19 protein-coding genes are annotated in these 22,045 nt (G+C 70.7%); 6 read left to right on the top strand and 13 right to left on the bottom strand.

Annotation, left to right across the window (positions count from 1 at the left end; genetic code table 11):
* Positions 1 to 47: 47 nt before the first annotated feature.
* The gene (locus tag IEY55_RS15475) at positions 48 to 587 is read right to left on the bottom strand and encodes a MarR family winged helix-turn-helix transcriptional regulator (protein WP_229686420.1); all 540 of its coding nucleotides are present in this window, start codon (positions 585 to 587) and stop codon (positions 48 to 50) included.
* A 1,146-nt stretch (positions 588 to 1,733) separates the two neighbouring features.
* Here IEY55_RS15475 and ypfJ point away from each other — a divergent pair.
* Positions 1,734 to 2,663 (top strand): KPN_02809 family neutral zinc metallopeptidase, encoded by a 930-nt coding sequence (gene ypfJ, locus IEY55_RS15470; RefSeq protein ID WP_189058429.1) that lies wholly within the window; start codon positions 1,734 to 1,736, stop codon positions 2,661 to 2,663.
* Positions 2,664 to 3,404: 741 nt separating this feature from the next.
* On the opposite strand, the gene IEY55_RS15465 is transcribed toward ypfJ, so the two are convergent.
* Entirely contained in the window at positions 3,405 to 4,934 is a 1,530-nt protein-coding gene (locus tag IEY55_RS15465; RefSeq protein ID WP_229686419.1) for a M28 family metallopeptidase, read from the bottom strand.
* Between the two features lie 225 nt (positions 4,935 to 5,159).
* Here IEY55_RS15465 and IEY55_RS15460 point away from each other — a divergent pair, with 225 nt between their 5' ends.
* On the top strand, positions 5,160 to 6,149 hold the full coding sequence (locus IEY55_RS15460; protein ID WP_189058392.1) for an NAD(P)H-quinone oxidoreductase: 990 nt from the start codon (positions 5,160 to 5,162) through the stop codon (positions 6,147 to 6,149).
* A gap of 220 nt (positions 6,150 to 6,369) precedes the next feature.
* Here the strand turns inward: IEY55_RS15460 and IEY55_RS15455 are convergent, their stop codons facing one another.
* Together IEY55_RS15455 and IEY55_RS15450 are read right to left on the bottom strand one after the other, a co-directional pair.
* A complete protein-coding gene (locus IEY55_RS15455) occupies positions 6,370 to 7,059 on the bottom strand; it encodes a class I SAM-dependent methyltransferase (RefSeq protein WP_189058390.1) in 690 nt (229 codons plus the stop codon).
* Between the two features lie 13 nt (positions 7,060 to 7,072).
* On the bottom strand, positions 7,073 to 8,272 hold the full coding sequence (locus tag IEY55_RS15450; RefSeq protein WP_189058388.1) for a cysteine desulfurase-like protein: 1,200 nt from the start codon (positions 8,270 to 8,272) through the stop codon (positions 7,073 to 7,075).
* A 141-nt stretch (positions 8,273 to 8,413) separates the two neighbouring features.
* On the opposite strand from IEY55_RS15450, the gene IEY55_RS15445 reads away from it, so the two are divergent.
* On the top strand, positions 8,414 to 8,971 hold the full coding sequence (locus tag IEY55_RS15445) for a bacterial proteasome activator family protein (RefSeq protein ID WP_189058425.1): 558 nt from the start codon (positions 8,414 to 8,416) through the stop codon (positions 8,969 to 8,971).
* A gap of 130 nt (positions 8,972 to 9,101) precedes the next feature.
* On the opposite strand, the gene IEY55_RS15440 is transcribed toward IEY55_RS15445, so the two are convergent.
* The 4 genes from IEY55_RS15440 to IEY55_RS15425 all read right to left on the bottom strand — a co-directional run bounded on the left by IEY55_RS15440 (position 9,102) and on the right by IEY55_RS15425 (position 13,988).
* Entirely contained in the window at positions 9,102 to 10,400 is a 1,299-nt protein-coding gene (locus IEY55_RS15440; RefSeq protein ID WP_189058386.1) for a nitroreductase family protein, read from the bottom strand.
* A gap of 95 nt (positions 10,401 to 10,495) precedes the next feature.
* The gene (locus tag IEY55_RS15435; RefSeq protein WP_189058384.1) at positions 10,496 to 11,830 is read right to left on the bottom strand and encodes a YcaO-like family protein; all 1,335 of its coding nucleotides are present in this window, start codon (positions 11,828 to 11,830) and stop codon (positions 10,496 to 10,498) included.
* Complete coding sequence (locus IEY55_RS15430) at positions 11,827 to 13,305, bottom strand: CocE/NonD family hydrolase (protein WP_229686426.1); 1,479 nt, start codon at positions 13,303 to 13,305, stop codon at positions 11,827 to 11,829. The genes IEY55_RS15435 and IEY55_RS15430 overlap by 4 nt, the downstream gene beginning before the upstream one ends.
* Positions 13,302 to 13,988, bottom strand: a complete 687-nt coding sequence (locus IEY55_RS15425) for a hypothetical protein (protein WP_189058380.1) — start codon at positions 13,986 to 13,988, stop codon at positions 13,302 to 13,304. The genes IEY55_RS15430 and IEY55_RS15425 overlap by 4 nt, the downstream gene beginning before the upstream one ends.
* A gap of 21 nt (positions 13,989 to 14,009) precedes the next feature.
* Between IEY55_RS15425 and IEY55_RS15420 the strand changes: the two genes are divergently transcribed.
* The gene (locus IEY55_RS15420) at positions 14,010 to 14,288 is read left to right on the top strand and encodes a hypothetical protein (protein ID WP_189058378.1); all 279 of its coding nucleotides are present in this window, start codon (positions 14,010 to 14,012) and stop codon (positions 14,286 to 14,288) included.
* Between the two features lie 298 nt (positions 14,289 to 14,586).
* On the opposite strand, the gene amiA is transcribed toward IEY55_RS15420, so the two are convergent.
* Positions 14,587 to 14,694 (bottom strand): streptamidine family RiPP, encoded by a 108-nt coding sequence (gene amiA / locus IEY55_RS32550; protein ID WP_268239317.1) that lies wholly within the window; start codon positions 14,692 to 14,694, stop codon positions 14,587 to 14,589.
* 615 nt (positions 14,695 to 15,309) lie between these two features.
* On the opposite strand from amiA, the gene IEY55_RS15415 reads away from it, so the two are divergent.
* Together IEY55_RS15415 and IEY55_RS15410 are read left to right on the top strand one after the other, a co-directional pair.
* Complete coding sequence (locus IEY55_RS15415; RefSeq protein WP_229686418.1) at positions 15,310 to 16,578, top strand: MFS transporter; 1,269 nt, start codon at positions 15,310 to 15,312, stop codon at positions 16,576 to 16,578.
* A 693-nt stretch (positions 16,579 to 17,271) separates the two neighbouring features.
* A complete protein-coding gene (locus IEY55_RS15410; protein WP_189058376.1) occupies positions 17,272 to 18,099 on the top strand; it encodes an SDR family oxidoreductase in 828 nt (275 codons plus the stop codon).
* Between the two features lie 148 nt (positions 18,100 to 18,247).
* On the opposite strand, the gene IEY55_RS15405 is transcribed toward IEY55_RS15410, so the two are convergent.
* From IEY55_RS15405 to IEY55_RS15390, 4 genes are read right to left on the bottom strand one after another with little or no spacing between them, the layout of a single operon-like run.
* Positions 18,248 to 18,967 carry an ABC transporter ATP-binding protein gene (locus tag IEY55_RS15405; protein WP_229686417.1) on the bottom strand — a complete coding sequence of 240 codons (720 nt, stop codon included), beginning with the start codon at positions 18,965 to 18,967 and terminating at the stop codon, positions 18,248 to 18,250.
* 59 nt (positions 18,968 to 19,026) lie between these two features.
* Positions 19,027 to 20,025, bottom strand: coding sequence for a FecCD family ABC transporter permease (locus IEY55_RS15400; protein ID WP_189058372.1), 999 nt, complete (start codon positions 20,023 to 20,025; stop codon positions 19,027 to 19,029).
* Complete coding sequence (locus IEY55_RS15395) at positions 20,022 to 20,987, bottom strand: FecCD family ABC transporter permease (RefSeq protein WP_189058370.1); 966 nt, start codon at positions 20,985 to 20,987, stop codon at positions 20,022 to 20,024. The genes IEY55_RS15400 and IEY55_RS15395 overlap by 4 nt, the downstream gene beginning before the upstream one ends.
* A complete protein-coding gene (locus IEY55_RS15390; protein WP_189058368.1) occupies positions 20,984 to 21,970 on the bottom strand; it encodes an ABC transporter substrate-binding protein in 987 nt (328 codons plus the stop codon). Before IEY55_RS15390 ends, IEY55_RS15395 begins: the two co-directional genes overlap by 4 nt.
* Between the last annotated feature and the right edge of the window lie 75 nt (positions 21,971 to 22,045).

Genomic DNA, 22,045 nt, shown 5'->3' with positions numbered 1-22,045 from the left:
CGGAGCCGCTGTCTGCGGACCCCCGGCGGTGCCGGGGGTCCGTTCCTTTAGCGACCCGGTCGTGGAGTGTCGCCCAGGTGGATGAGAAGGCGTTGGAGGAGATCGGCGAGGTGGCGTTGATCTGACTCGTCGAGGCCGGCGAGCAGCTGCTTCTCCCGCTCCACGTGGGTGCCCAGCACGGCGTCGACGAGGTCGCGTCCGGTCTCGGTGAGCCGGACCAGGACACCGCGCCGGTCGTGGGGATCGGGTTCGCGCTCCACCAGTCCGCGTTGCTCGAGCCGATCCAGGCGGTGGGTCATCGTGCCGGAGCTGATCATCATGGTGTTCTGCAGCCGGCCCACCGGAAGCCGGAACGGCTCACCGGATCGCCGCAGCGAGGCGAGCACCTCGAACTCCCATCCGCTGAGGTCGTAGCCGGCGAAGTGTTCGGCCAGGCCGCGGTCGACCAGCACCGCGAGCCGGCCGAGCCGATCGATCACGGCCATCGGGGACGGGTCCAGGTCGGGCCGTTCCCGTCGCCACTCCTCCAGGACCGCGGAGATCGCGTCCTCGGCTGGGCTCTGCTGCCCCTTCACTCGTTCGCGCACACTTCTATGTTGCCCCACGTCGTTTTTCTTGACCTCGAGGGAGGTAACGGGTAGAAAGTTTGATGTCAAGAGACACGACGTCAAGGAGTTGTCATGCAGACCTCACTTCACCTGTTCCGTCCGGAAGTCGGCTTCGCGCCACTGGGCCCGGCTACTGCTCGGCTCGCTCGTTCCAACGACCTTTGGGGTGCTGGTCCTCCTGGAGACCTCGCCCGTGGAACGCCTCAACGCCGTCCTCATGCTTGCGGCGGTACTGCTCGACCCACGGGTGCCCACACAAGCCGCGGAGCCAGCTGGGTAAGGGCATCGCTCAGACCTGCCTCGTACACATGCCCGCGCGGGCCATCGGACAAGAAAGACAATGCTCAGTCGGCCGCGCACAGGCGGTTCGACCACGGCGGACGCAGGGGCTCAGCAGCGATCGGTGCCCAGGTACCGCACGATGGCTTCGCCCTGCTGACGGCCACGCCTTTGCCATCCAGGAGACCTCCGCGACGAGGCACGATCCGTGGATCCCCGGGAATGCCGCCCTGCTCGACCCCCGCACCAAGACCCACGGATCGGCCGGGACAAACGGTGGCAGGCCGGGCCGACGCGTTGGCGAGGTCCCGATGAACATCGGGTAACCGGACGACGACCTCGACAATCTTGTGTCCCGAGCAGCTGGCGGGAGGCGAACGACATCCAGCTCGCCCGCGGGGAGCTGGCCACCCTGGCGTCCGTGGTAGCGAACTGAACACAGGACCGCGCAACCAAGTCACCCCACAAGGGGTGAGCGACCACAGCCCCCACAAGGCACTTCGACGCCTGGAGGCGGCCCTGCCGCGCAGACTCCCGATGCACCACTCCCACGACAGTCGACACCACCATCAGCAGGCCGCGCGACCGGCTCGGTGCTTGAAAACTCGACAGAGATGCGAAGCCGCGGACGACCGCCACCACCACGGCTGGCGAGTACGGCGGAGTGGATGCCGTGCGCGTACTCCATATGGTGACCACATATCGTCACCATGGAGTGCCAGCCGGCTGCCGAGTGGGCGAGGCGCCGTCCGGTCAGGTCATGCGACAGGCCGGCGCCTCGCCACCGGGAGTGGGTCGCGGTACCAATGGCTACCGGTGGAGTGGTCTCGCTTCCGGGAGGACGCGGTGCGGTTCAACGAGGACGCAGAGCTCGACACCTCGCAGGTGGACGACCTGCGGGGCGCCGGTGGGATGGGCGTCGGCGGCCGGGTGGCGCTCGGCGGCGGTGGCCTCGGCATCGTCGGGCTGCTGATCTTCTTCCTGCTCGGCCAGCTCGGCGGGGGCGGCACTGTCCTACCAGGCGGCGGGACCGCACTTGATCAGCTGGCACCGGGGCAGCAGGCGGACAACCGTCAGCTCGAGGAGAAGTGCCGAACCGGGCGCGACGCCAACCGGGACCAGGACTGCGCATTGGTGGCGATCATCAACTCGATCCAGAACTACTGGAGCGACCAGTTCGCCCGGTCCGGCAAGACCTATCAGAAGGCGCCGACGAATTTCTTCACCGGCGCGGTGAGCACCGGCGGCTGCGGTGGCGCAAGCTCCGACGTGGGCCCGTTCTACTGCCCCGCCGATACCGAGGTGTACATCGACCTCGGCTTCTTCACGGAACTGCAGGGCCGGTTCAAGGCACAAGGCGGCACCTTCGTGGAGGCGTACGTCCTGGCACACGAGTACGGCCACCACGTGCAGAAACTGCTGGGCACGTCGCGGCGGGTCCGACCGGGCGAGACCGGACCGACCTCCGGAGCGGTGCGGCTGGAGCTGCAAGCCGACTGCTATGCCGGAACCTGGGCACACCACGCCACCAGGACACCGACCAGGTCCGGTAAACCGTTGATCACCGAGATCACACAGGACGACGTGAACCGGGCGCTCGACGCGGCAGCCCGCATCGGCGACGACTACATCCAGAAGAACCTGGGCAGCGGTCGGGTGGACGAGGGCAAGTTCAGCCACGGCAGCTCAACTCAGCGGCAGAAGTGGTTCACCACCGGGCTGAAGAGCGGTGACCCGGCGCAGTGCAACACCTTCGGAACGGCAGACCTCGGCTGAAGTCACGGCACGTTCGGCACCGTACCCGCATAGTCCGCAAGCGTCTTTCTTCCGTGTGTCGCTCTGCCGGGGTGCGTCTCGGCCGCATGACACGCAGGCAGCACGCCGATCAGCCTGGGTTCCTCACCTCAAGCCTGGCCGTAGCAGGGCGGCCGACCACCCGCTCTCGGTCGAGGTCTACGGGGCCCGGTCCGACAGACGACCGGTACCCGGGGGAGAGGCGCCGTCACCGGAGGAAACTTCAGGAACTCGCGTTGCGAGCACCCGGGTAAGGAACGAAAAGTGGTGAGGTGACCGCCGACATCGAGCGGATCGGGGTGCGGCGGCCACGGATTCGAGTCCAGCCCATCGCAAACGACTGACGAATCGACAGCCTGCCTGTCGACAGGAGGTTTCCCAAGCTGGCATGCCCCACCAGGCCACGCTGGTCTTGGGCCGCAAGGCAGCCGGCGCGTGTCCCGGCCGGCTCCCACAGCGTAGGTACACAAGCCCATCTGTGCCCGTGCCACGGAGAACGCGATTCGTCCGCCTATCAACTCGTTGCCAGATCAAACCCGCCAGTTCTGCGTAATGTCTGGGCCCGCCAAGGCACCGCAGCTCCATACCTTGTCCTGTCCCGCCTCACTGAGGCAGGACATGTAGCCCGGTCCCCGACGCGAGGTCCCCTCGGTGAAGGAGGGTCGGCCGCTCCCGCGGCCGACCCTCCTTCACCGGCGAACAGCGACCCAAACAGCGGTCCGATCAGGCTGCTTCGCCGTGCTGTTCTTCGGCCCGGGCCAGCATGGCGCGCTGCTGGAGCGCACGGGTCTCCGCCCGCCTGGCTCGAGGCGGCACGCCATTCACGTCCTCGGTGTCCATCGCGTAGGAGGCCGCGACGAAGGCGATGGCGTCCGCGTTGCGGTCGAGTGCCACACGGTCGACATTGCCCAGGTTGTCGCACTTCTGGTGGTAGCAGGGGTCGTAGGCCTCGCCCGCCTTGCCGCCCCACTTGGCCGCCTGTGCCTCGGTCTTGATGCCCTCGGCACCGGTGAACAAGCCGCCGGCCGGGATGCCCTGGGCGATGAACTCGCCGTAGTCCGAGCGTCCGCTGAAGTCCGTTCCCTCGGTCTCGATACCGCGGGAAGCGAGGTAGTCGACGAACGCCTTCTCGATCTGCGCGGAACCATAGGGACCTGGCCCGGCACCGACCTGGTCGGAATCATCGCCGTCGTAGACGAAGTAGCCGGCGTTCGGCGAGCCCACCATGTCGAAGTTCAGGTACAGCGCGATGTCGAGCTGCTGCTCGAAGTTGAGGTTGCGCACGTAGTGGGTGGAACCGACGAGCCCGTACTCCTCAGCACCCCACCAAGCGAACCGCAGGGCGTTGTTCACCCTGGGCGAGCTACCCATCTTGAGTGCGGTCTCCAGGAGTACGGCCGAGCCGGTGCCGTTGTCGTTGATGCCCGGGCCTTCGGTGACGCTGTCCAGGTGCGCACCGGCCATCACGACGTTGTTCTTGCGACCGGTCCTGGTCTCGGCGATGACGTTTTTCGACGTCCGCTCCTCGGACAGCTCACGCAGGTCGAGGGTGGCGGAGGCGCCGGCCCGCTGCGACAGGGCCTCGCCGTCGACCTTGCTGATACCGCCGGTGGGGATGCGGCCCGCGGACGGGTCGCCGAGGGTGCCGTGAAGCTCGCCGTCCTCGTTGTTGTAGATCACCGCCGCGACCGCGCCCGCATCCGCGGCGAGCTGCTGCTTCTTCGCGAAGGCGCAGGCCCCGCGCTTGATGAGGACGATCTTGCCCCGCACGTCGGTGCCGGCGAAGTCGCCCGCTTCGCAGCCGGGGGTGTCATCCACCGGGATGACGGCGAGCGGCGCGGTGAGCCCGCCCTCCGGGGTGCTGGGCGAGTGCCGCATCAGGTTGATCTTGACGTCGGTGCCGTCCACCGTGAGCCGCTCGGCGATCGTCTCGGTGAACGTGAACGGGAACTCCTGAACCGTCACGTCGAAGCCGGCGCTGCGCAGCTTCCCGGCCACGTAGTCCACGGACTGCTCGTGGCCGGGCGTGGCGGACGCGCGGCGACCGTCATTCCGGTCGGCGATGCGTTGCAGGGCGATGAGGTGGCGGTTCACCCCCGCCACGGTGACCTTGCGGACGAGTTGTCTGGCCAGGGCCGGCCCGTCCGGCGCCGCGGCGGCGGGCGCGGCCAGGGCCGGCGCGACCGGCAGGGTGACGGCGGCGCAGGACGCCACCCCCAGCACGGCCATCAGCATTCGTCTGGCTGCTGCCATATCTGCTCCCCTCTGGCGGCTGGCGCGGCGCCGGCCACCCCGCGGTGGCCGGCGCCACATGAGGGCGAAGCCTGACCTGCATGGACCAAGGGGTCAAGAGCCGATCGTCGGGTGCCACCCGGAGTAGGCCAGCTCGCGGCCGTCCGGCCCAACCGCCGGAGCCCCAGGGGTCGGCGGTGACGCCCCACACTGCGGACGGGTGCACTGCTCGGCTAGCGTCGACACATGTACGCGATCACGACGCGTGAGCCGGGCGGGCCCGAGGTGCTGCGCTGGTCGGCGCTGCCCGACCCGGTTCCGGGACCGGGCAAGGTGCTGGTGGACGTCGTGGCGACCGCGGTCAATCGTGCCGACCTCCTGCAGCGGCAGGGCTTCTACCCACCACCGCCGGGTGCGTCCAAGGTGTTGGGGCTGGAGTGCTCCGGCCGGATCGCCGCGATCGGCCCGGGCGTGACCGGTTGGAAGGTCGGGGACGAGGTGTGTGCGCTGCTCGCCGGCGGCGGCTACGCCGAGCGGGTCGCGGTGCCGGCGGCACAGCTGCTTCCGGTGCCGCGGGGCGTGGCCCTCGCCACCGCCGCGTGCCTGCCCGAGGTGGCGTGCACGGTGTGGTCGAACGTGGTGATGACCGCCGGGCTGCGGGCCGGTGACGTGTTCCTCGTGCACGGGGGCTCCGGTGGCGTGGGCACGCACGCCATCCAGGTCGGCAAGGCGTTGGGCGCCACCGTTGCGGTGACCGCCTCCGCCGGGCGGCTGGACGACTGCCGGAAGCTGGGCACGGACATCGCCGTCGACTACCGGGAGCAGGACTTCGTGGCCGAGGTGAAGGCCGCGACCGATGGCCACGGCGCGGATGTCGTGCTCGACAACATGGGCGCCTCTTATCTGGCCCGCAACGTGGACGTGCTCGCCACGGACGGCCGGCTCGTAGTGATCGGGTTGCAGGGTGGCCGCAAAGCAGAGCTGGACCTGGCGAAGCTGCTGGCGAAACGGGCGAGTATCACCGCGACGGGACTGCGTGGCCGGCCGGTGGAGGGCCGCAGCAGCAAGGCGGAGATCGTGGCGGACGTCCGGGAGCGACTGTGGCCGCTGATCGCCGAGGGCAAGGTCCGCCCGCTGGTGCACGCGACGTTGCCGATCCAGCAGGCAGCGGACGCGCACCGGATGGTGGAGCAGGGTGGCATCTTCGGCAAGGTTCTCCTGCTGATCGAAAGCTGACACGCCCCGCCCTAGGTGGAAGTGGCTGGTTGGGCGGGAAGCACCTTTTGCTGGGCGGAGTGCCTCCGGCACAGCCGGATCCGGACAGGCGGCAGCTGCCCCGACCTTTCGTGCGGGTGGCACACAGCGTGCTGGCCTGACTGCCGCTGTCCGCTTCGCCGCACCCAAGGCGTGCGGCGAAGGGTGGGCCGAGGGCGCTTGGTCGGCGGAAAGCTCGGCGCTACGGCGTCAGCTGGGCGGCCGCGAGGCCGGTGGACTTGTTGATGTGGAACGTGAGCCCGTACTCCTCGCCCCACCGGCCGAGCAGGGCACGGGTTCCCGGACGGTCGGCGTCGTCGACCAGCACGGTGGCCCCGGGTGCGAGTGCTCCGCGGAGCACCGGCAGCGTTGGCTGTCGGACCAGGTCGGAGGAGGGGTCGGCTGCGGGCAGGCCGGGCAGTGTTGGCCCATATCTCAGGTCGGGGCCGTCCACCATGAGAAGGTCGACCAGACCGAAGCGCTCCACGTAGGCGGTCACCTCGTCACGGGCGGGGCGGGGTGCGTACCAGGGCAGGTTGAGCACCGCGGCCGGGTGCGGGGCGAGCGGCACGTGCACGACCCGGGCCAGGTGGTGCAGTGATTCGCGGCGGAGCTGGAGGTCGACGAACGCGGCCCACTTCTCGTCGTGTTCCAGGGCGAGTAGCCTGCCGAACCCGCGTCTGTCCAGCAGGCGGGCCAGGAGCACGGTCGAGGGTCCGCAGCCAAGCTCCAGCAGCACGGTGCGGTTGCCGACCAATACCTCGTCGAGGAAGGACGCGACGGCGGCCGGGCGTAACGCACGTTCCGGGAACGGCAGGTACTCGGTGAGCAGGGGCGCCAACCGCAACCACGCGGCGAGATCGGCGACCACGCTGGCGAGTGTGTCGTCCACCCGGCCTCCCGCACTACCCCAGCTCTGCCACTGCCCGCACCAGTTGGTCGACTTCGACGGCGTTGGTGTAGTGGGCGAGGCCGACCCGCACCGCCCCGCCCACCTCGCCAACCCCGAGGGCGGCGAACACGCCGTGATGGCCCGGGTCGGAGAACGCACACACGCCGCGCTCGGCCAGGTGCTCGACGGCCTCCCAAGCCTTCACCTCGGAGACGGTGAAGGCCAGTGCCGGTACCCGGCGCATCGCGTCGCCGATCACCATCGCGTGGCGTAGCGCACGCAGCTCGCTGATCAGGTTGGCCAGCAAACCGGCCTGATAGGCCTTGACCGAGCCCAGCGAGGTGACGAGCCGCTCCCGGCGTGGGCCGATCGCCGTGTCGTCCAACTCGGCGAGGTAGTCGACGGAGGCCACCAGCCCGGCCAGCAGCGGGTAGGCGTGCGGGCCGAGCTCGAGGCGTTCCGGGCCGCGGGCGCCGGGCTCCAGGGCCACCGAGGGCAACCGGTCGACCATTCCGGCGTCGCGGAACACCAGGGCGCCCACCGGGGGGCCGCCCCAGGCGGAGGCGGACAGGGCGAGCACATCCGCGCCCATCGCGGCGATGTCCAGGGGCACGAACGGGGCCGCCGCGGAGGCGTCGACCACGACCAGCGCGCCCACCTTGCGGGCGGCGTCGGTGATGGTGCGCAGGTCCGGCCGGGTGCCGACGACGCCGGAGGCGGCGGTCAGGGCGACCACTTTGGTTCGGGAGGAGAGCAGGTCGTCGTACTGCCAGGCGGGCAGCTCGCAGGTCTCGATGTCGATCTCGGCCCACCGCACCGTGCCGCCGGAGCGCTGCGCGGCCCGTTGCCAGGGCGCGATGTTGGCGGGGTGGTCGAGGCGGGAGACCACCACCTCGTCGCCGATGAGCCAGCCGTCGCCGAGGGCGTCGGCGAGCCGCTGCAGCAGGACCGCGTTGCTCGGCCCGAGTACGACCCCGTTGGGGTCGGCACCGACGAGGTCGGCGACGGCTCTGCGGGCGGCGTCCACGATGGCCTCGGCCCGCTGGGAGGCAGGGAAAATGCCTCCCGGTCCGGAGACGGGCGCGCGCAGCGCCGTGGACACCGCGGTCGCCACCTGCTCGGGGACCTGCATACCCGCGGGCGCGTCCAGGTGCACCCACCCGTCGCCCAGCGCGGGGAACAACCCACGTACCCGAGCGACGTCAAACGCCATGGCTGACACCGTACGGAGGACGCCAAGCCTCGTGACGCGCGGGGCGTCCGGTTGCGCTCCGCCGAGGTCCGGGGTGGTTCGCCATACCCGGCCCGGGCAGGCCAGGATGGAGGTATGAACGGAGCAGGCCAGGATCGAGACATGGACCGGGCCGGGGAGGGCGCGGCCGGGCGCGAGCCGGAGCAGCACGTGGTCGTGGTGGGTCCGGACGGCGCCCCGATCGGCACCGCGCGCATCCCCAGCGGCGACGAGTCGGCCGAGCAGGGCGAGGGCGGGGACGTGTCGGACCTGGTCGAGCAACCGGCCAAGGTGATGCGGATCGGCACCATGATCAAGCAGTTGCTCGAGGAGGTCCGGCACGCGCCGCTGGACGAGGCGAGCCGGAACCGGCTGCGCGAGATCCACCACTCGTCAATCCGCGAGCTGGAGCAGGGGCTGGCGCCGGAGCTGCGCGAGGAGCTGGAGCGGCTGACCTTGCCGTTCACCGACGACTCCACGCCCTCGGAGTCGGAGCTGCGGGTCGCCCAGGCGCAGCTGGTCGGCTGGCTGGAGGGGCTGTTCCACGGCATCCAGACTGCGTTGTTCGCGCAGCAGATGGCGGCGCGGGTGCAGCTGGAGCAGATGCGCCGCGGCGCGTTGCCGCCCGGCTCGGGCCAGCAGGAAAGTGGCCACGGCCACAGCCTCGGCCAGTACCTGTGATCCCGAGCCCGGTGCCGTGCGGTGGGCATCGGAAGCCGACCGCACGGCGCCGGGACCTGCCGGGCCGCGCATCACGGCAGGACCTGACGAGCTGGTGGGGCAGGTCAGTGCACTCAGCTGCGGTGCCTTTTCAGCTCCGGTCCATCGGTGCCGGTCCCAGAGCGAGGGCGTGGAGTAGGCGTCGCCGTTCGGGCAGTCGCAGAACGGCGTCGATCCAGCAGCCAACCGGCCGGGCGCGGAGGCCGAGCCGGGTGGCGGCGAGCCACGCCTGGTGGACGGCGAGTCCGGCGTGCACCAGGTCGTGGCGAGCCTGGCGGGGAGTGGGCTCCGGGGTGCCCGCGACGAGAAGAAGGGCGGCCGACTCCGTGGCCTGCGGTTGACCGCAGGAGCGCGGGGCCAGCGCCGCGGCGAGTTCTCGGTGCTCGTCCGGCCGGATGAGCAGTGTGGAGATGGCGTGATCCCGTCGCAGGTGACCGGTGGGACTGGCGGAAGGTGACGGCCTCTCCCCCGCACGTCGCCGGTGAGCCGTGGCAGCTTGCCGCCTCTCACGGACGCCCACGGCGCTTGCCGTGATCGGCAGTTGCTCGACCAGAAACGTGGGAGGTGTCGTGGCGCTTGCCGCGGCACTGCCCGCGGTTGCGGGTGGGTCTGGCGTCGAGATCGAGCGGGCCGCGGCAAGGATGCTTCGCAACGCCTCGTCGGGCACGTTGCCGCGCAGTGGCCAGGCGGCACTACGCCTCGCCAAGAGCGTCTCCGCCCGGTTGTCCACAGCAAGGTTCGCCCGATCAGGTCTGTCGTCCGCCGCCGTGCACAACTCCCGAAGGGCCCCATCTACCAGCGGAAACAGATGTTCTCCAGGCTCGGCCTGTGGACAACTCGCGGTTATCCCCAGCCTGTCCACAGGCTTGTGGACAAGCATGTGGACAACCGCGAGCGGGTACTCGGGGGCGCACCCCGGCCACCGCACCGCTCCGGCGTCCCAGGGAAGTCCGGCGAGCGCGGCCAGGCGCTCGCCGGGAATTCCGACAACCGCGTGGGCCGGGATGTTGCATGCGGTGGCGGCGGCCAGCAACGACGCCACCGCATGCCCGAGATCAAGCAGCACGACCGGAAGGGAGCGTGCGCCGTACCGCCACGTGGTTCGCCGGGGCACGAGTGACAGCACCACACACGCGCCAACAAAGTTCGCTTCAACGTGAACCGGTGCGGCCAGGGCATGTGCGATCGGGTCGTACCGGTACGCCACACCATTGCTCACCACATGGAGGTCGACGGGATAGCGCCCGCCGGCCGAGGGCACGCGTCGCAGTCGTACCCCGCCGCCCACGCGCCGCGGATCGGCCGCCACAGCCAGGTCGAGAAAACCGCCGAGCCCGCGACCCGGCCATCGCGTCAGCGGCACCGCCGGCCCCGGCCAACGCCGGCTCACCGGTGGTCGCTGGGCCGGGTTGGTGCCGCCTGGATCAACACCCGACCAAGCCGAACGTAGTGCTTCCACCACGGCTCCCATCGCACGAGTCCGGCTCAGAGGAACGGCGGTGGGTCGAGCAGGATGCCGCCGTCCCATCCTCGTTCGACGCGGACCCGGGACCACCGGGGCAGGCCGAGGTAACGGAATGCCGCGGGGGCGTTGGGTATGAGGCCGGTCGCACACACCCGTTGCACCCGGAGCGAGGTTTCGGCGATGTCCGGGGTGGTGAGGTCGACGTTCACCACGCGGCAGCCCTGTTGCCGCAGGCTGGTGCGCAACGCGGCCAGGTCGCCGGCCGGGAGCGAGTCCAGCCCGACGATCCGCCGTGGTGCGGTGAATCGCGGCAGGAGGCGGTGCCGCACCCGCGGATCGAGCCAATATTGCGGTTGTGCCCCCAGGTCGCGGATCCGCGCGAGGTCCGGTCCCGCGTCGTCGGCGTAGCCGCGGTCGGTCCGGTGCGGGAGGTAGAGCCCCTCGGCGAGGATCCCGGCCTCGATGGCGGCGAACACCCAGCCATCGGGTTCGAGCAGTCCCAGCGTGAAGACCCAGGTGTGCACGGCTTCCAGCACGGCCTTGACGCAGGCTTCCGCCGGATCGAACCGTGCGGCTCCGCCGCCGGCGACGATTCCGGTCTCCTCGTCGACCACGACAGCGGCGACGCAGGCGACCGGATGCTCGGTGGGCAGCTCGACGAGGTGGGTGCTGAGCCGGGAACCCGCCATCTCCCGCGCCAGTCCCGGAACCTCGTCGAGGGGAATGCCGGTGGTGGGTGCGCCCAGGTGCCACCACAGTTCCAACGCGTCACGTTCGACGAGCTCCAGCAGCCCGCGCCGTATCGCGTCCTCCCCGCCCTCCCCGGTCGCGATTCCGGCGTAGTTGAGATGGTGCAGACGAGGCTCACCTCGACGTTGTCCACTATGGAAGTTGAGGTAGGCCCAGGACGCGGGAACCCAACACGGCTCGCCGTCCTCCACACCGCGGGCCCACAGCAGCTCGAAATCCGTGGTGAACGGTTGGTACGGGAAGCCTGGACGCCCGTACTGGTCCGCACGGAAGAACGGAAGGTCGTCGGGACCGAGCAGGCGCTCCCCCGATGCCATCAGTTCGGCGGCGGAGGCCCGTCGCAGGTCGGTGGGCACGCAGTTGCCGCAGTACCGCTCGACCGCCTCGCCGAGGGCGGCAACCCGGGCCCCGTCGACGTCCCCGAAGGTGGTGCCGAGGCTGACCCGGTCCGCCGGCCAGGCCCCGAGGCGTCGGGCGTCGGCGACCTCGGCGGTCATCCCCCGGTAGCGCGGCGGCATCCCGGGAACGGGTGCGACGTCGACCAGCCGCCGGATGATCCCGGTCATGGGATCGACGAGTGCGCTGTTCGGCAGGGCGGACGTCATTGGGTGACCTCCTCGATGAGAGCGGCGGCGGGAACGGCGTCGGCGCCCTGCTCCCACCACGGCAGCCAGACCGTGGCATCGAGGAGCCGACGCCGGCTGGGACGGAGATCCACGGCGTCAACGGGGTCGACCCCGGTGTGCGGGTTACGTGCGTGTCGGGGCCAGTGATGGCCGGCCAGTTCGAACCGCAGCCGGCTCCCGGTGGGGAGTACCGTGCCGAGCGGGCCGACGGTCAGGGTGATGTCGGTGGGCTGCTCCGGCACGTGCTGGACCCGTTGGATCGCGTGTCCGAGTTGGGGCATCGCCCCACCGGGTAGCTCGGCGGAGACTCGAAGTACCCAGTCGGCGTCCACCGCATCGGCGATGACGCGTAGCCGGGCCGCCAGCGCACCACGAAGTTCCCCGGAGGTCAGCGGCGGGGTCCGGAACAATGCACGGTCCTGGCGTGCCGCGTCGCTTCGGAGATCGGCGCGCGGTCGTCGGGACCGGAACGGGTCTCCCGGTGCGGCGCGGAAAGAATCCTGCTCGATCGTCACCCGAGTGTTCCGCTCCACTCCGGAACCGGGCCACCACCGGCGCCACTGGCCCTGGCCGTCGACCGCGATCCAGCTGCGTCTCCCGGTCAGTCGCCCGACGCAGAGCGCTTCAGTCCACGTTGCGTAGAGCGCGCCCAGCCGCCGGCCGCCGAGCGCGCGGCCGGGAGCTTCGGAGTCCAGCCCGTGGCCCCAGGGGCCGAGGACGAGACGTACCGGCCCCCTCCATACCTTGGCCAGCTCGAGGGTCTGCTGCGCGAAGGGGTCGTGCACGCCACCGACCAGCAGTAGTGGAATGTCCAGTCTGGACAGTTCGGACCAGAGTGGATCCCTGGTGCCCGCCTTCCACAGGTCATCCCAGCCCGGCGGGTTCGTGCCGAGTAACCATTCCATGGTGGAGCGGATGGGAACGCGGGCCAGCAGATCGGTGGTTCGTGGAGTCGGTCGGCGGGGGCGTCGGGCTCCACCGTGCTCGGCCCACCAGCCGATCCGACAGGCGAGCCGAGCCGCTCCGCCCGGCTCCCGGGCCGTTGCCCCGTAGCCGAGGGCCGGGACGGAAAGGATCAGCCCGGTGACGGGGGCGACGTCAGCCAGAGCGGTCGTGATTGCGCAGTGAGCTCCGTACGAGGCGCCAGCCAGGATGACCCGCCCGTCGCAGAAGTCCTGTTCGTGCACCCATCGTAGGATTGCGGCACCGTCGACGCCTTCGTACCGATACGGGTGGAAGTCGCCGGTGGAGTCGAATCGTCCGCGCACGTCACCGAGAACACAGGCGAAACCGAGCCGCGCCCAGGCGCGTGCTTCGGCGAGGTGTTCGTGCCGTCCGTAGGGCGTGCGGTTGACGAGCACGGGCAACCGGTCGGGGGTCACGGGCCGGACGACGGTGACGGCGAGGCGCACGCCGTCCGGCCCGTGCACCCTGTGCTGCTCGACGTGGATCACGGGGCGCAAGGCGGCACCGGAAGCACCGGGTGGTCGCTGATGGCGCCACTGTCCAGGTCGAGGATGCGGACCCGGCGCGGGGGAGGCACCGCGCCGGGGGTCAGGGAGCCGCCGCGCGGCATGTGCCCGAGGGCCCAGGTACGCAGGTCGAGTGCGGTGAGGTGCGCGATGAGGGCTTGTTCGGCGGGATCCGGGCGCTCGTCTCCGGTCATGGCGTCGTGGCCTGACCAGTAGGCGGTCAGATGGCGGTGGCCTGATCCCGCCGCTGCGAGGCGGCGCCGGCGCACGTCGCCATGCCGGACGTCGCCGGCGCGGCCGGCGACCGGTTCCAGCACGACGTGCCGGCCTTCCCGGCTGACGCGTTGCCAGGCGATGCCGCGGCCGGGGAGGTGGTCGAGGTCGAGCCAGTGCTCGGGCGCGGGCCCGTTGGCGACAGCGCAAACGGCTGCAAGCTCGTAGTTGTCCACTTCGGACGGTTTCCGGAGTAGAAGTGGGCGCGCCCCGAAGATGTCCAGTGCGTCGAGGACGGGGAGGGCAAGATGGTCGCCGAGGACACCAATCCGAGCCAGCTCCTCGGGCCAGTGTCGCCGCCTACCGAGGTAGCCGGCAGCGGCGAATGCGGTGAGTGCCGACGGTTCCGCCGGACCCGCTCCCCAGGTGGATCCGTTGACGTTCGGGCCCACCGACCGATGCGGGTGCCTTACGTGATGGTTCCCCTGCCCAGTCGTGCCATCAGCAACGCGGGCCGCGTGGTCTGCCCACTGAACCTGACGATCGTTCCGGTCTCCCCGCTTCTGGTCCGGATCACCGGCACCGCTGGCAGCCTGCTGATCCGGGCCACCAACACTGGTATCCCGCCGAACAGGGTCATCAGCACCGGGGTCCTGCCGTTCGGAACCATCAGCAGCCCGGTCGCCCTGTCCACCCGGGGGATCCGCGCTCCTAGCCCGCTGCGCAACCGAGGCATCGGCGGCACAGCCTGAACCCTCACCGCTCAGACCGGCTTGGCCGCTCGAGGAAACGGCGTCGCCGGCCACTGGCGAGGCCGTGTCGTGAGCTCCGACGTCACCACGGAGGGCGGCGCGCACCGCTCGGCGATCCTCCTCAGGCAACGCGACGTCGTAGAACTCCCCGTCGAGCGCGCGTAGGACGTCCCCGCGCCCCGGGACCGCGAACAACGCCGCGCCCGGCGCCAGTTCTCGAGCCATCACCCTCCACCTCTCGGACCGCTGACGACGCGGTGGTCGCCGCCCCGGGGCTGGGGCGGCGACCACTAGCGAGTCACTCCTGGTCGTCCCCGAAGGGGTTCTCGACCAGCGCGTTGCTGTGACTGGCGGAGTTGTGCGGCAGTTCGCGCTCGTTCTCCACGCGCACAAAGACCTTGTCCATGGCGAATCTCCTTCCACGTTGCCCGACCGTCCGGCCGGCGGATACCAGGAGTACCACAAATGAAAATCATTGCCAACAAGGAATGGGAGGCTCGCTCAAGCCAACGCAACGCACGGAGGACGCAACGCGCGGCGAGGCGCAACACACGGCGGGGAGCACCACGCCTCACGCGAGTAGCACCGGGACCAGCGCAGCGCGGATCGACGCCGACCTCGATCCCGGCTCACCTAGCGATCGAACAGGCGTAGGAGCGTCCATGTTTCTGCACGCCACCGGTGACCAGTGGATCTTGGTTCGACTTTGGGCCAGTGGCGTTGCTCCGGCCTCCCCCGAGAGTGGGGCACGGCCGTGCCCCGGCCTGTGCGCGCCGGCGATCGACCGCGACGTCGGACTCCCCCGGTCGATCAACGTCAACAGCAGCCTCTCCGGGTAACGGGTCGACACGGCCCCAATCGAATATGACAACCGTTCTCGTCTAGGCTGGGATGGCGGCGGCGTCACGAGGTCCGGTGCGGCCCTGCCGTCGGATCCGACATCACCGCGGAGGCGGCGCGCACCGCTCGACGATCCGCACACGCGACGTCGCAGAACTCTGGGACCCACAGGAGGTGTCCGGTGACGACCGCCCTGGAGCACGCCAGACCCACGCGCCCCGTCGCCGACTTCCGCCGTTACCTACTGGCGCGCGTGGTGTCGGTGTCGGGCACGCTGATCACCGCCGTTGCGCTGCCGGTCCTGGTCTACCGGCTGACTGGTTCGCCCGGTTGGACCTCCGCCGTCGCCGTGGTGGAAGCCCTGCCCTACCTCCTGTTCGGGTTGGTGGCGGGCGCACTCGCGGATCACGTGGACCGTCGCCGACTCATGGTGTCCGCGGATCTCGTCAGCGCGGCGCTCCTCGCCACGATCCCGCTTGCCTGGGCCGCCGATGCGGTGACGGCGCCCCACATCGTCCTCGTAGCCTTTGCCGTCCAGTCCTTGTTCGTGGTGTTCGACGCGGCCAACTTCGGTGCATTGCCCTCCCTCGTCGGTAGGGACCGACTCACCACGGCCTACGCGTCGGTCTACGGTGCGACCACGCTGGCCGAGCTTCTCGTCCCACCCTTGGCGGGACTGGTGGTCACCGTGGTGAGTCCGGCGGCGCTCCTTGCCGTGGACGCGGTGACCTACGTAGCCTCCGCCCTACTGATCCGAGCAATAACCCGTGCGCTATCCACACGACGGTCCACTGTGTCCGGTTTCGTCGTCCACGATGTACGGGATGGCTTGACGTTCCTCTGGCGACACGGGACGGTTCGTGTTCTCACCCTGGTCGGGGTGACGCACGCGGTGGGAACCGGGGCGTGGATCTCACTTCTCGTGCCCTGGGCGGATCGCGTGCTCGGGGTAGCACCGTCCGGAGACGCCCGGCTCGCGGTGCTGATGAGCTGCTGGGGCGTGGGGGCGTTGGCGGCGTCCCGTCTGACGCCCCCGCTGGTCAGAAGGTACGGCGCGGCACTCCTAGCCCTGCTCGCCCTGCCTGCTTCGCTCGCGTGCGGGCTGGGGGTGCTCGTCGCCTCCCACTGGCTGATCACCGGAGCGGCGGCATCGGCGTGGGGTGTGACAGCAACGATTGTCGTGATCAACGGGGTCAGCTACCGGCAACAGGTGACCCCTGACGAGCTGCAGTCGCGGGTCAACACGACCGCCCGCATGCTGGCGTGGGGCCTGGGCCAACCACTGGGTGCCATGTTGGCGGGAGCCATGACGGTCAGCGTCGGACCGCACGCCGCGCTGGGTGTTGCGTTGGGCGTGCTCGCGTTGGGCGTTGCGGCGGCATGGTGTTCCCCACTGCGCGCAGAAGCGCACTGGCGCCGCACACCCCCCACCGCTTCCGGCGGCCGATGAGATGCGAGGGTTTCCACTGTGCGTAGGAAGGCGTGGTCGCTGGGGCAAGGGAAGTAAGCGCAGCGGACCTTTGCACCGCCGGACCCAGCGACAGGGGTGGCCGTATCCGCTGCGGTGCGGGGACGTTCGGGGAGCGGCCGCACGACCGGCCCCAGCAATGGGCGGATAGACGTAGCCGCGCCGGGACCAGGACGTACCGGTACCACCCGGCGGGCCGGCGACGAGTCGAGGATCCGACGGGTATGCCCCCGCGCGAGCACCCACGGGCCCGTGTGGCCTGCCGGTGGACGTGTTGCCTGCTTGCCTGCTGGGGTCCTAGTCGCCTCCTACTGGCTGATCACGATCGCGGCGGCGCCAGCCCGGGTGTGGCGCCAACGATCTTCCATTGGCGCTATCGACGAATGTGTCCGAGAAGGCAACCAAGAGCGTGCCGAGACAGCTAGGGAGCCGGTCGGGGCTACGCCCCATCAGCACGAGGAGCTGCCGGCCATTGCCCTTGCGGCCCCTCACCCCTGACGCTGGTGGATGAGACGCGTCGATGCTTCTGCCTGGCCGCGGTTACCGCGCTGGCCGGGCACATCAGGGGACTCGCCCGCACGGGTGCTCCGTCGGCAGCGGAAGCACCAAGTCTCGGCAGGGTTACCCCAACCGGCGGGACGGCAGGAGGTTGGCTAGCTTACGAGCGTGCTTGTTGTGACCGGTTCCACCGGCCGGCTGGGTGGCCGGGTAGCTCGTCGGCTCGCCCGAGCCGGAGTGCCGCAACGGCTGGTCGTGCGTGATCTTTCCCGCGCTCCCCAGCTCGATGGTGCGACAGCCGTCGAGGCGGAGTACGGCGACGGTGCAGCGGTCCGACGTGCCCTGGAAGGTGCCGACACGGTGTTCATGGTGTCGGCTACCGAGAGCCCGCAACGGATGACGGAGCACCGCACCTTTGCCGACGCCGCAGCAGCCGTGGGGATCCAGCACCTCGTCTATACGTCGTTCGCTGGGGCCAGCCCGTCCGCGACCTTCACGTTCGCCCGCGATCACTGGTTCACCGAGGAGCACATCCGGGGAAGTGGACTCCGTTTCACGTTCCTGCGGGACAACCTGTACGCCGACTTCCTAGCCCTGATGAGGGGCGACGACGGGGTGATCCGGGGACCGGCGGGGCAGGGGCGCGTTGCCGCCGTAGCGCTGGACGATGTCGCCGATGTCGCCAGCGTTGTCCTGCGTTCCCCCGACACACACGTCGGGGCGACCTACGACCTGACCGGGCCGCAGTCGCTCACTCTGGACGAGGTTGCCGAAGTCATCACCACGGTGACCGGGCGCAAGACGACCTACTACCCGGAAACTGTTCCGGAGGCATACGACTCGCGTGCCGGGTTCGGCGCACCGGACTGGCAGGTCGACGCGTGGGTGTCGACCTACACGGCGATCGCGGCCGGTGAGCTGGAAGGCGTGAGCAGTGCCGTACCGGACATCACCGGCCATCCGGCGAGGTCACTGGCGGACGTGCTCCGCGCCCCGGGCGAATGAAGGAGAGGCCCGGCCCCGGGTACCCGCGGACGTTTTCGGCCACTCTCCGGCCGCCCCGCCGCGATGGTGGGTCACGGCGCGAGTAGCACAGAGGTGTACCGGATGGTCGGGCACACCGCGGACGGGCGCTGCTGCTCATCCCCACACCTCAGAGAACAGCGTCGTAGACACAGGTGGGCCGGCCGGTCACGGAGTCGTGCCAGACGCGGCCCCGCACACCGAAGACCTCAGCGAGGAGGTCGGAATCCACGACCTCCGTGGCGGGTCCGTCGGCGTGCACCCGGCCGTCCCGGAGGGCGAGTACGTGGTCGGCGAAACGCGCGGCCTGCGCGAGGTCGTGGAGCACGGCGACCACGGTCAGGCCACGCTCGGCGCGCAGCCGGGTCACCAGGTCCAGAACCTCGAGCTGGTGCCGGACATCGAGGTAGGTCGTGGGTTCGTCGAGTAGCAGCACGGGCGCGTCCTGGGCCAGTGCCAACGCCAGCCGGACCCGTTGCCGCTCGCCACCGGAGAGTCGGTCCACGGGCGTGTCCGCATGGGCCCCGACCCCGGTCTCGGCCAGCGCCCGCCGTACGGCCTCATCGTCCCCGGCACGAAGCATCCCGAGCGGCCCACGTACCGCATACCTTCCCTGCCGGACGAGTTGCCGCACGGTCAGGCCGGGCACGGCCGGCATCGCCTGCGGGAGAACGGCCAGCCGGCGAGCCACCGAGCGCCGGGAAAGTCGGCGCAGGTCATCCCCGCCCAGCCGAACCTCGCCGGCCCGGGGTCGTTGCAGACCGGCCAGCACCCGCAGCAGGGTGGTCTTGCCGCACCCGTTGCGGCCCACCAGGGCGAGCCAGTCGCCCGCCCGCACCGAGACGTCCACTTCGGACAGAATGACACGAGGTCCATAGTGGACCGATATGCCGCGCGCCTCGACCGGGTTCACCCACACCCTCTTAGGATCGAACGCGAACTTCGCCGCGCCACCGCGACCAACACCATGGCCCCGACCATTGCCGTGATTGCGCCCGCGGGCACACCCATGCGCTGACCACCCGCCAGCGAGTTCACCGCCTGCGCCAACGCATCAGCACCGGCCACGGCCGCCGCACCGGACATCGCGGCTGCAGGCAGCAGCACACGGTGTTCTGCGCCAACGAGCAGGCGTGCGGCATGCGGGGCGAGTAGCCCCACGAAGGACATCGCGCCGACCGCCGACACCGCCGTTGCCACCGCGAGCACGGCCGCCCCGAGTGCTGCGACCCGCCACGGCCCGACCGCCAGTCCGACGCCACGGACGTGATCGTCGTCCACCGCAAGCAGGTCCAGGGCGGGGCCGAGTAGCGCGAGTGCGGACATCACCACGATCAGCCACGGCCACAACGCGTGCCAGTGTTCCCAGGTCCGGCTGGCGAGGGAGCCGACCAGCCAGCGCGCGACCGCCCCGGCGAGCTGCGGGCGCGCGGTCAGCAACACCAGGCTCAGCCCGGCCAGCACCGCCGACACGACCACCCCCAGCACGGCGAGGCGAACCGGTTCGGCGGCGGTGCGGGCCGCCACCAGCCACAGCACCCCACCGCCCAGCGTGCCGCCGACGACCGCCGCGGCGGCAAGGACGTTCGGGGCACCGGCCGCGCCGAACACGGTCGCCGTCACGGCGCCGAGCACGGCCCCGGAGCCGACCCCGGTCACCTCCGGTGCAGCCAGGGGGTTGCGGAGGACCGCCTGGAGCACCGCACCGGCCAGGCCGAGACAGGCGCCCGCGGCGAGGGCGACCAACACCCGGGGGACCCGCAGCCCACCGACGATCCGTGCGGTCGTGCCGTCGGCCGTACCGAACAGGGCCCGCACCGAGGCCACCGGACCGACCGCGGGCCCGATCACGAGTTGGGCCAGGGCGGCAGCGGCCACCGCGAGAAGCAGCCACGCGAGCTTCCTCATCCCAGGGCCTCCGCGCGCCGCCGACGCAGCAGGGCGAGCCCAACCACCACCGCGACCACCGCGGTCAGCCCGCCCACGGGCAGTTCCACCGGGTACAGCAACGTGCGGGCGACGAGGTCGGCGACGGCAACGACCAGGGCACCGAACGCCGCCGACCAACCAAGCCGTGCCCGGGAGTCCGAACGGAACCGCCGGGCCAGGGCGGGTGCCAGCAGCCCCACCCATGCGATCGGCCCCGTCGGGCCCACCACGGCGGCCACCAGAACGCACGCGATGGCCAGTACGGCGACGCGGGCCGGTCCGGCGCGCAGGCCGACCGCCTCCGCCGTCTCATCACCGAGCCGCAGTACCCCGAGAGCGGGCACCGCGAGCACGGCCAAGGGCAGGGCCGCGAGGAGCCCGGGCACGGCCGCGACCGCCGTCGACCAGGTGGTGCCGGTGAGGGAGCCGAGGAGGTAGCGAAACAGCACCCCCTGCTCGCGCGAGTCGGACATGGACACCGCGACGAGCAGGAGGGCCTGCATTCCCGCGCTGACGGCCGCCCCGGTCAGCAGCGCCGCGGCGGGACCAACGGCACCGCGCACGGCGAGGAGGGTGAGCAGCCCGCCGGTGACACCGCCGGCCAGGGCGGGCACCAGCGGGGCACCTGGAACCGGCAGGGCCCACACCACGCAGGCCCCGACGGCCGCCGCCGCACCGCCGGAGACGCCCAGCAGCTCCGGGACGGCCAACGGGTTGCGCAGCGACTCCTGGAGCAGCAGGCCCGCCACGCCCAGCGCCGCACCGGCCAGCAGGCCGAGGGCGAGGCGTGGGGCCCGCACCTGCACGACCAACGCGTGTTCCAGGCCGGAGCCGGTCAGGGCGTCGGCGAGGCGAACGGGGGACACGAACGGGGTGCCCACGCACAACGTGGCCACGGCCGCGGCCACCAGCGCGCCGCCGACGAGCAGCCGTTCTCTCACCGGGCGGCGGCAACCTTGTCCAGTGCTTCGTCGACGATGGCGCCGAGGCTGCGGGTCCCGCGACCGGCGCCCCACAGCTTGGCGTGCGTCTCGTGGACGTTGCCGTGTTGGACGGCCTTCACCTGGCCCCACACCGGGTTGTCCGCGAGTTGTTCGGACAGCTTCTTGTCGGTGGGGCTGAACAGCAGGGAGTAGACGAACACGACGTCCGGCTGCTTGGCCAGGATCTCCTCGACGCTGTAGGTGCTCGCCGTGTCGGCGTCGGTGCCCCTGGCCGGCCAGGGGTAGCCGAACAGCTCACCGAGCAGCCGGCCGGTGAGGGAGTCGGCGGTGTCGACGCTGATCGAGTCGGCGCTGCCGTACATCACGAGGACCGTGCGGTCCCGCAGGCCCCGCTCCCGGCTGGTGCGCACCGCGTCAGCCAGCTTCTGCCGGAACCGCCGCTCGGCATCGGCGGCCTGCTGGGTCCTTCCCGTCAGTGCACCCAGCGCACGGAGGTAGCCGACGCTTTCCTGCCAGTCCTTCGGCCCCACCGTCCACAGCGGCGCGAACCTGGTGATGGCGGGGCGGAGGGCGTCGTGCACGCCCTCCAGGCCGATGACCAGGTCTGGTCGCATGCCGGCGACGGCCTCGACGTCCTCGCTGCCGAAGGTGCCAGGCACCACCGCTACCCCTGCCCCGGCGGCGCCGAGGAGCGCGGGGTGTGTGAGCAAGGTCGGGCTACTGGTGCCGGCCGGTTTCACGCCCAGTTCGGCAAGGGCGTCGTCGCAGAGACCAGTGAGGCAGACAATCCGCTCCGGCGCCGCGGGCAGGGTGATTTCCTGGCCGTGGGGGTCGGTGACGTGCAGGGCCGGCTCCAACGGTGCGACCGAGACATTGATGCTCGGTGGCGACTGGTTCGGCGGGGCGGACGAGGTGGCACTGGAGCAACTGGCCAGCAGGGCGGTACCGGCAAGGACGGCGGCAGCGCGCGCAAGGCGCATGGGATACCCCCAGGAGGCGGACCGGCAGGACGGACGACGCAGACGAATACGATAACTGTTTTCATTTAACTCGTC

Source organism: Longimycelium tulufanense, from assembly GCF_014645795.1.
Taxonomy (GTDB): Bacteria; Actinomycetota; Actinomycetes; order Mycobacteriales; family Pseudonocardiaceae; genus Longimycelium; species Longimycelium tulufanense.
The sequence above is the reverse complement of the archived record's forward strand: the minus strand, read 5'-3'. Positions and strand labels throughout refer to the sequence as shown.

What these genes read in the sequence shown, in the direction of transcription:
- IEY55_RS15460 (WP_189058392.1), top strand. Translation starts at nt 5,160, where the DNA reads ATGTACGCGATCACGACGCGTGAGCCGGGCGGGCCCGAGGTGCTGCGC.
- IEY55_RS15445 (WP_189058425.1), top strand. Translation starts at nt 8,414, where the DNA reads ATGGACCGGGCCGGGGAGGGCGCGGCCGGGCGCGAGCCGGAGCAGCAC.
- IEY55_RS15465 (WP_229686419.1), bottom strand. Translation starts at nt 4,934, where the DNA reads ATGGCAGCAGCCAGACGAATGCTGATGGCCGTGCTGGGGGTGGCGTCC.
- IEY55_RS15435 (WP_189058384.1), bottom strand. Translation starts at nt 11,830, where the DNA reads ATGACGTCCGCCCTGCCGAACAGCGCACTCGTCGATCCCATGACCGGG.
- IEY55_RS15390 (WP_189058368.1), bottom strand. Translation starts at nt 21,970, where the DNA reads ATGCGCCTTGCGCGCGCTGCCGCCGTCCTTGCCGGTACCGCCCTGCTG.
- amiA (WP_268239317.1), bottom strand. Translation starts at nt 14,694, where the DNA reads ATGGACAAGGTCTTTGTGCGCGTGGAGAACGAGCGCGAACTGCCGCAC.
- IEY55_RS15450 (WP_189058388.1), bottom strand. Translation starts at nt 8,272, where the DNA reads ATGGCGTTTGACGTCGCTCGGGTACGTGGGTTGTTCCCCGCGCTGGGC.
- IEY55_RS15400 (WP_189058372.1), bottom strand. Translation starts at nt 20,025, where the DNA reads ATGAGGAAGCTCGCGTGGCTGCTTCTCGCGGTGGCCGCTGCCGCCCTG.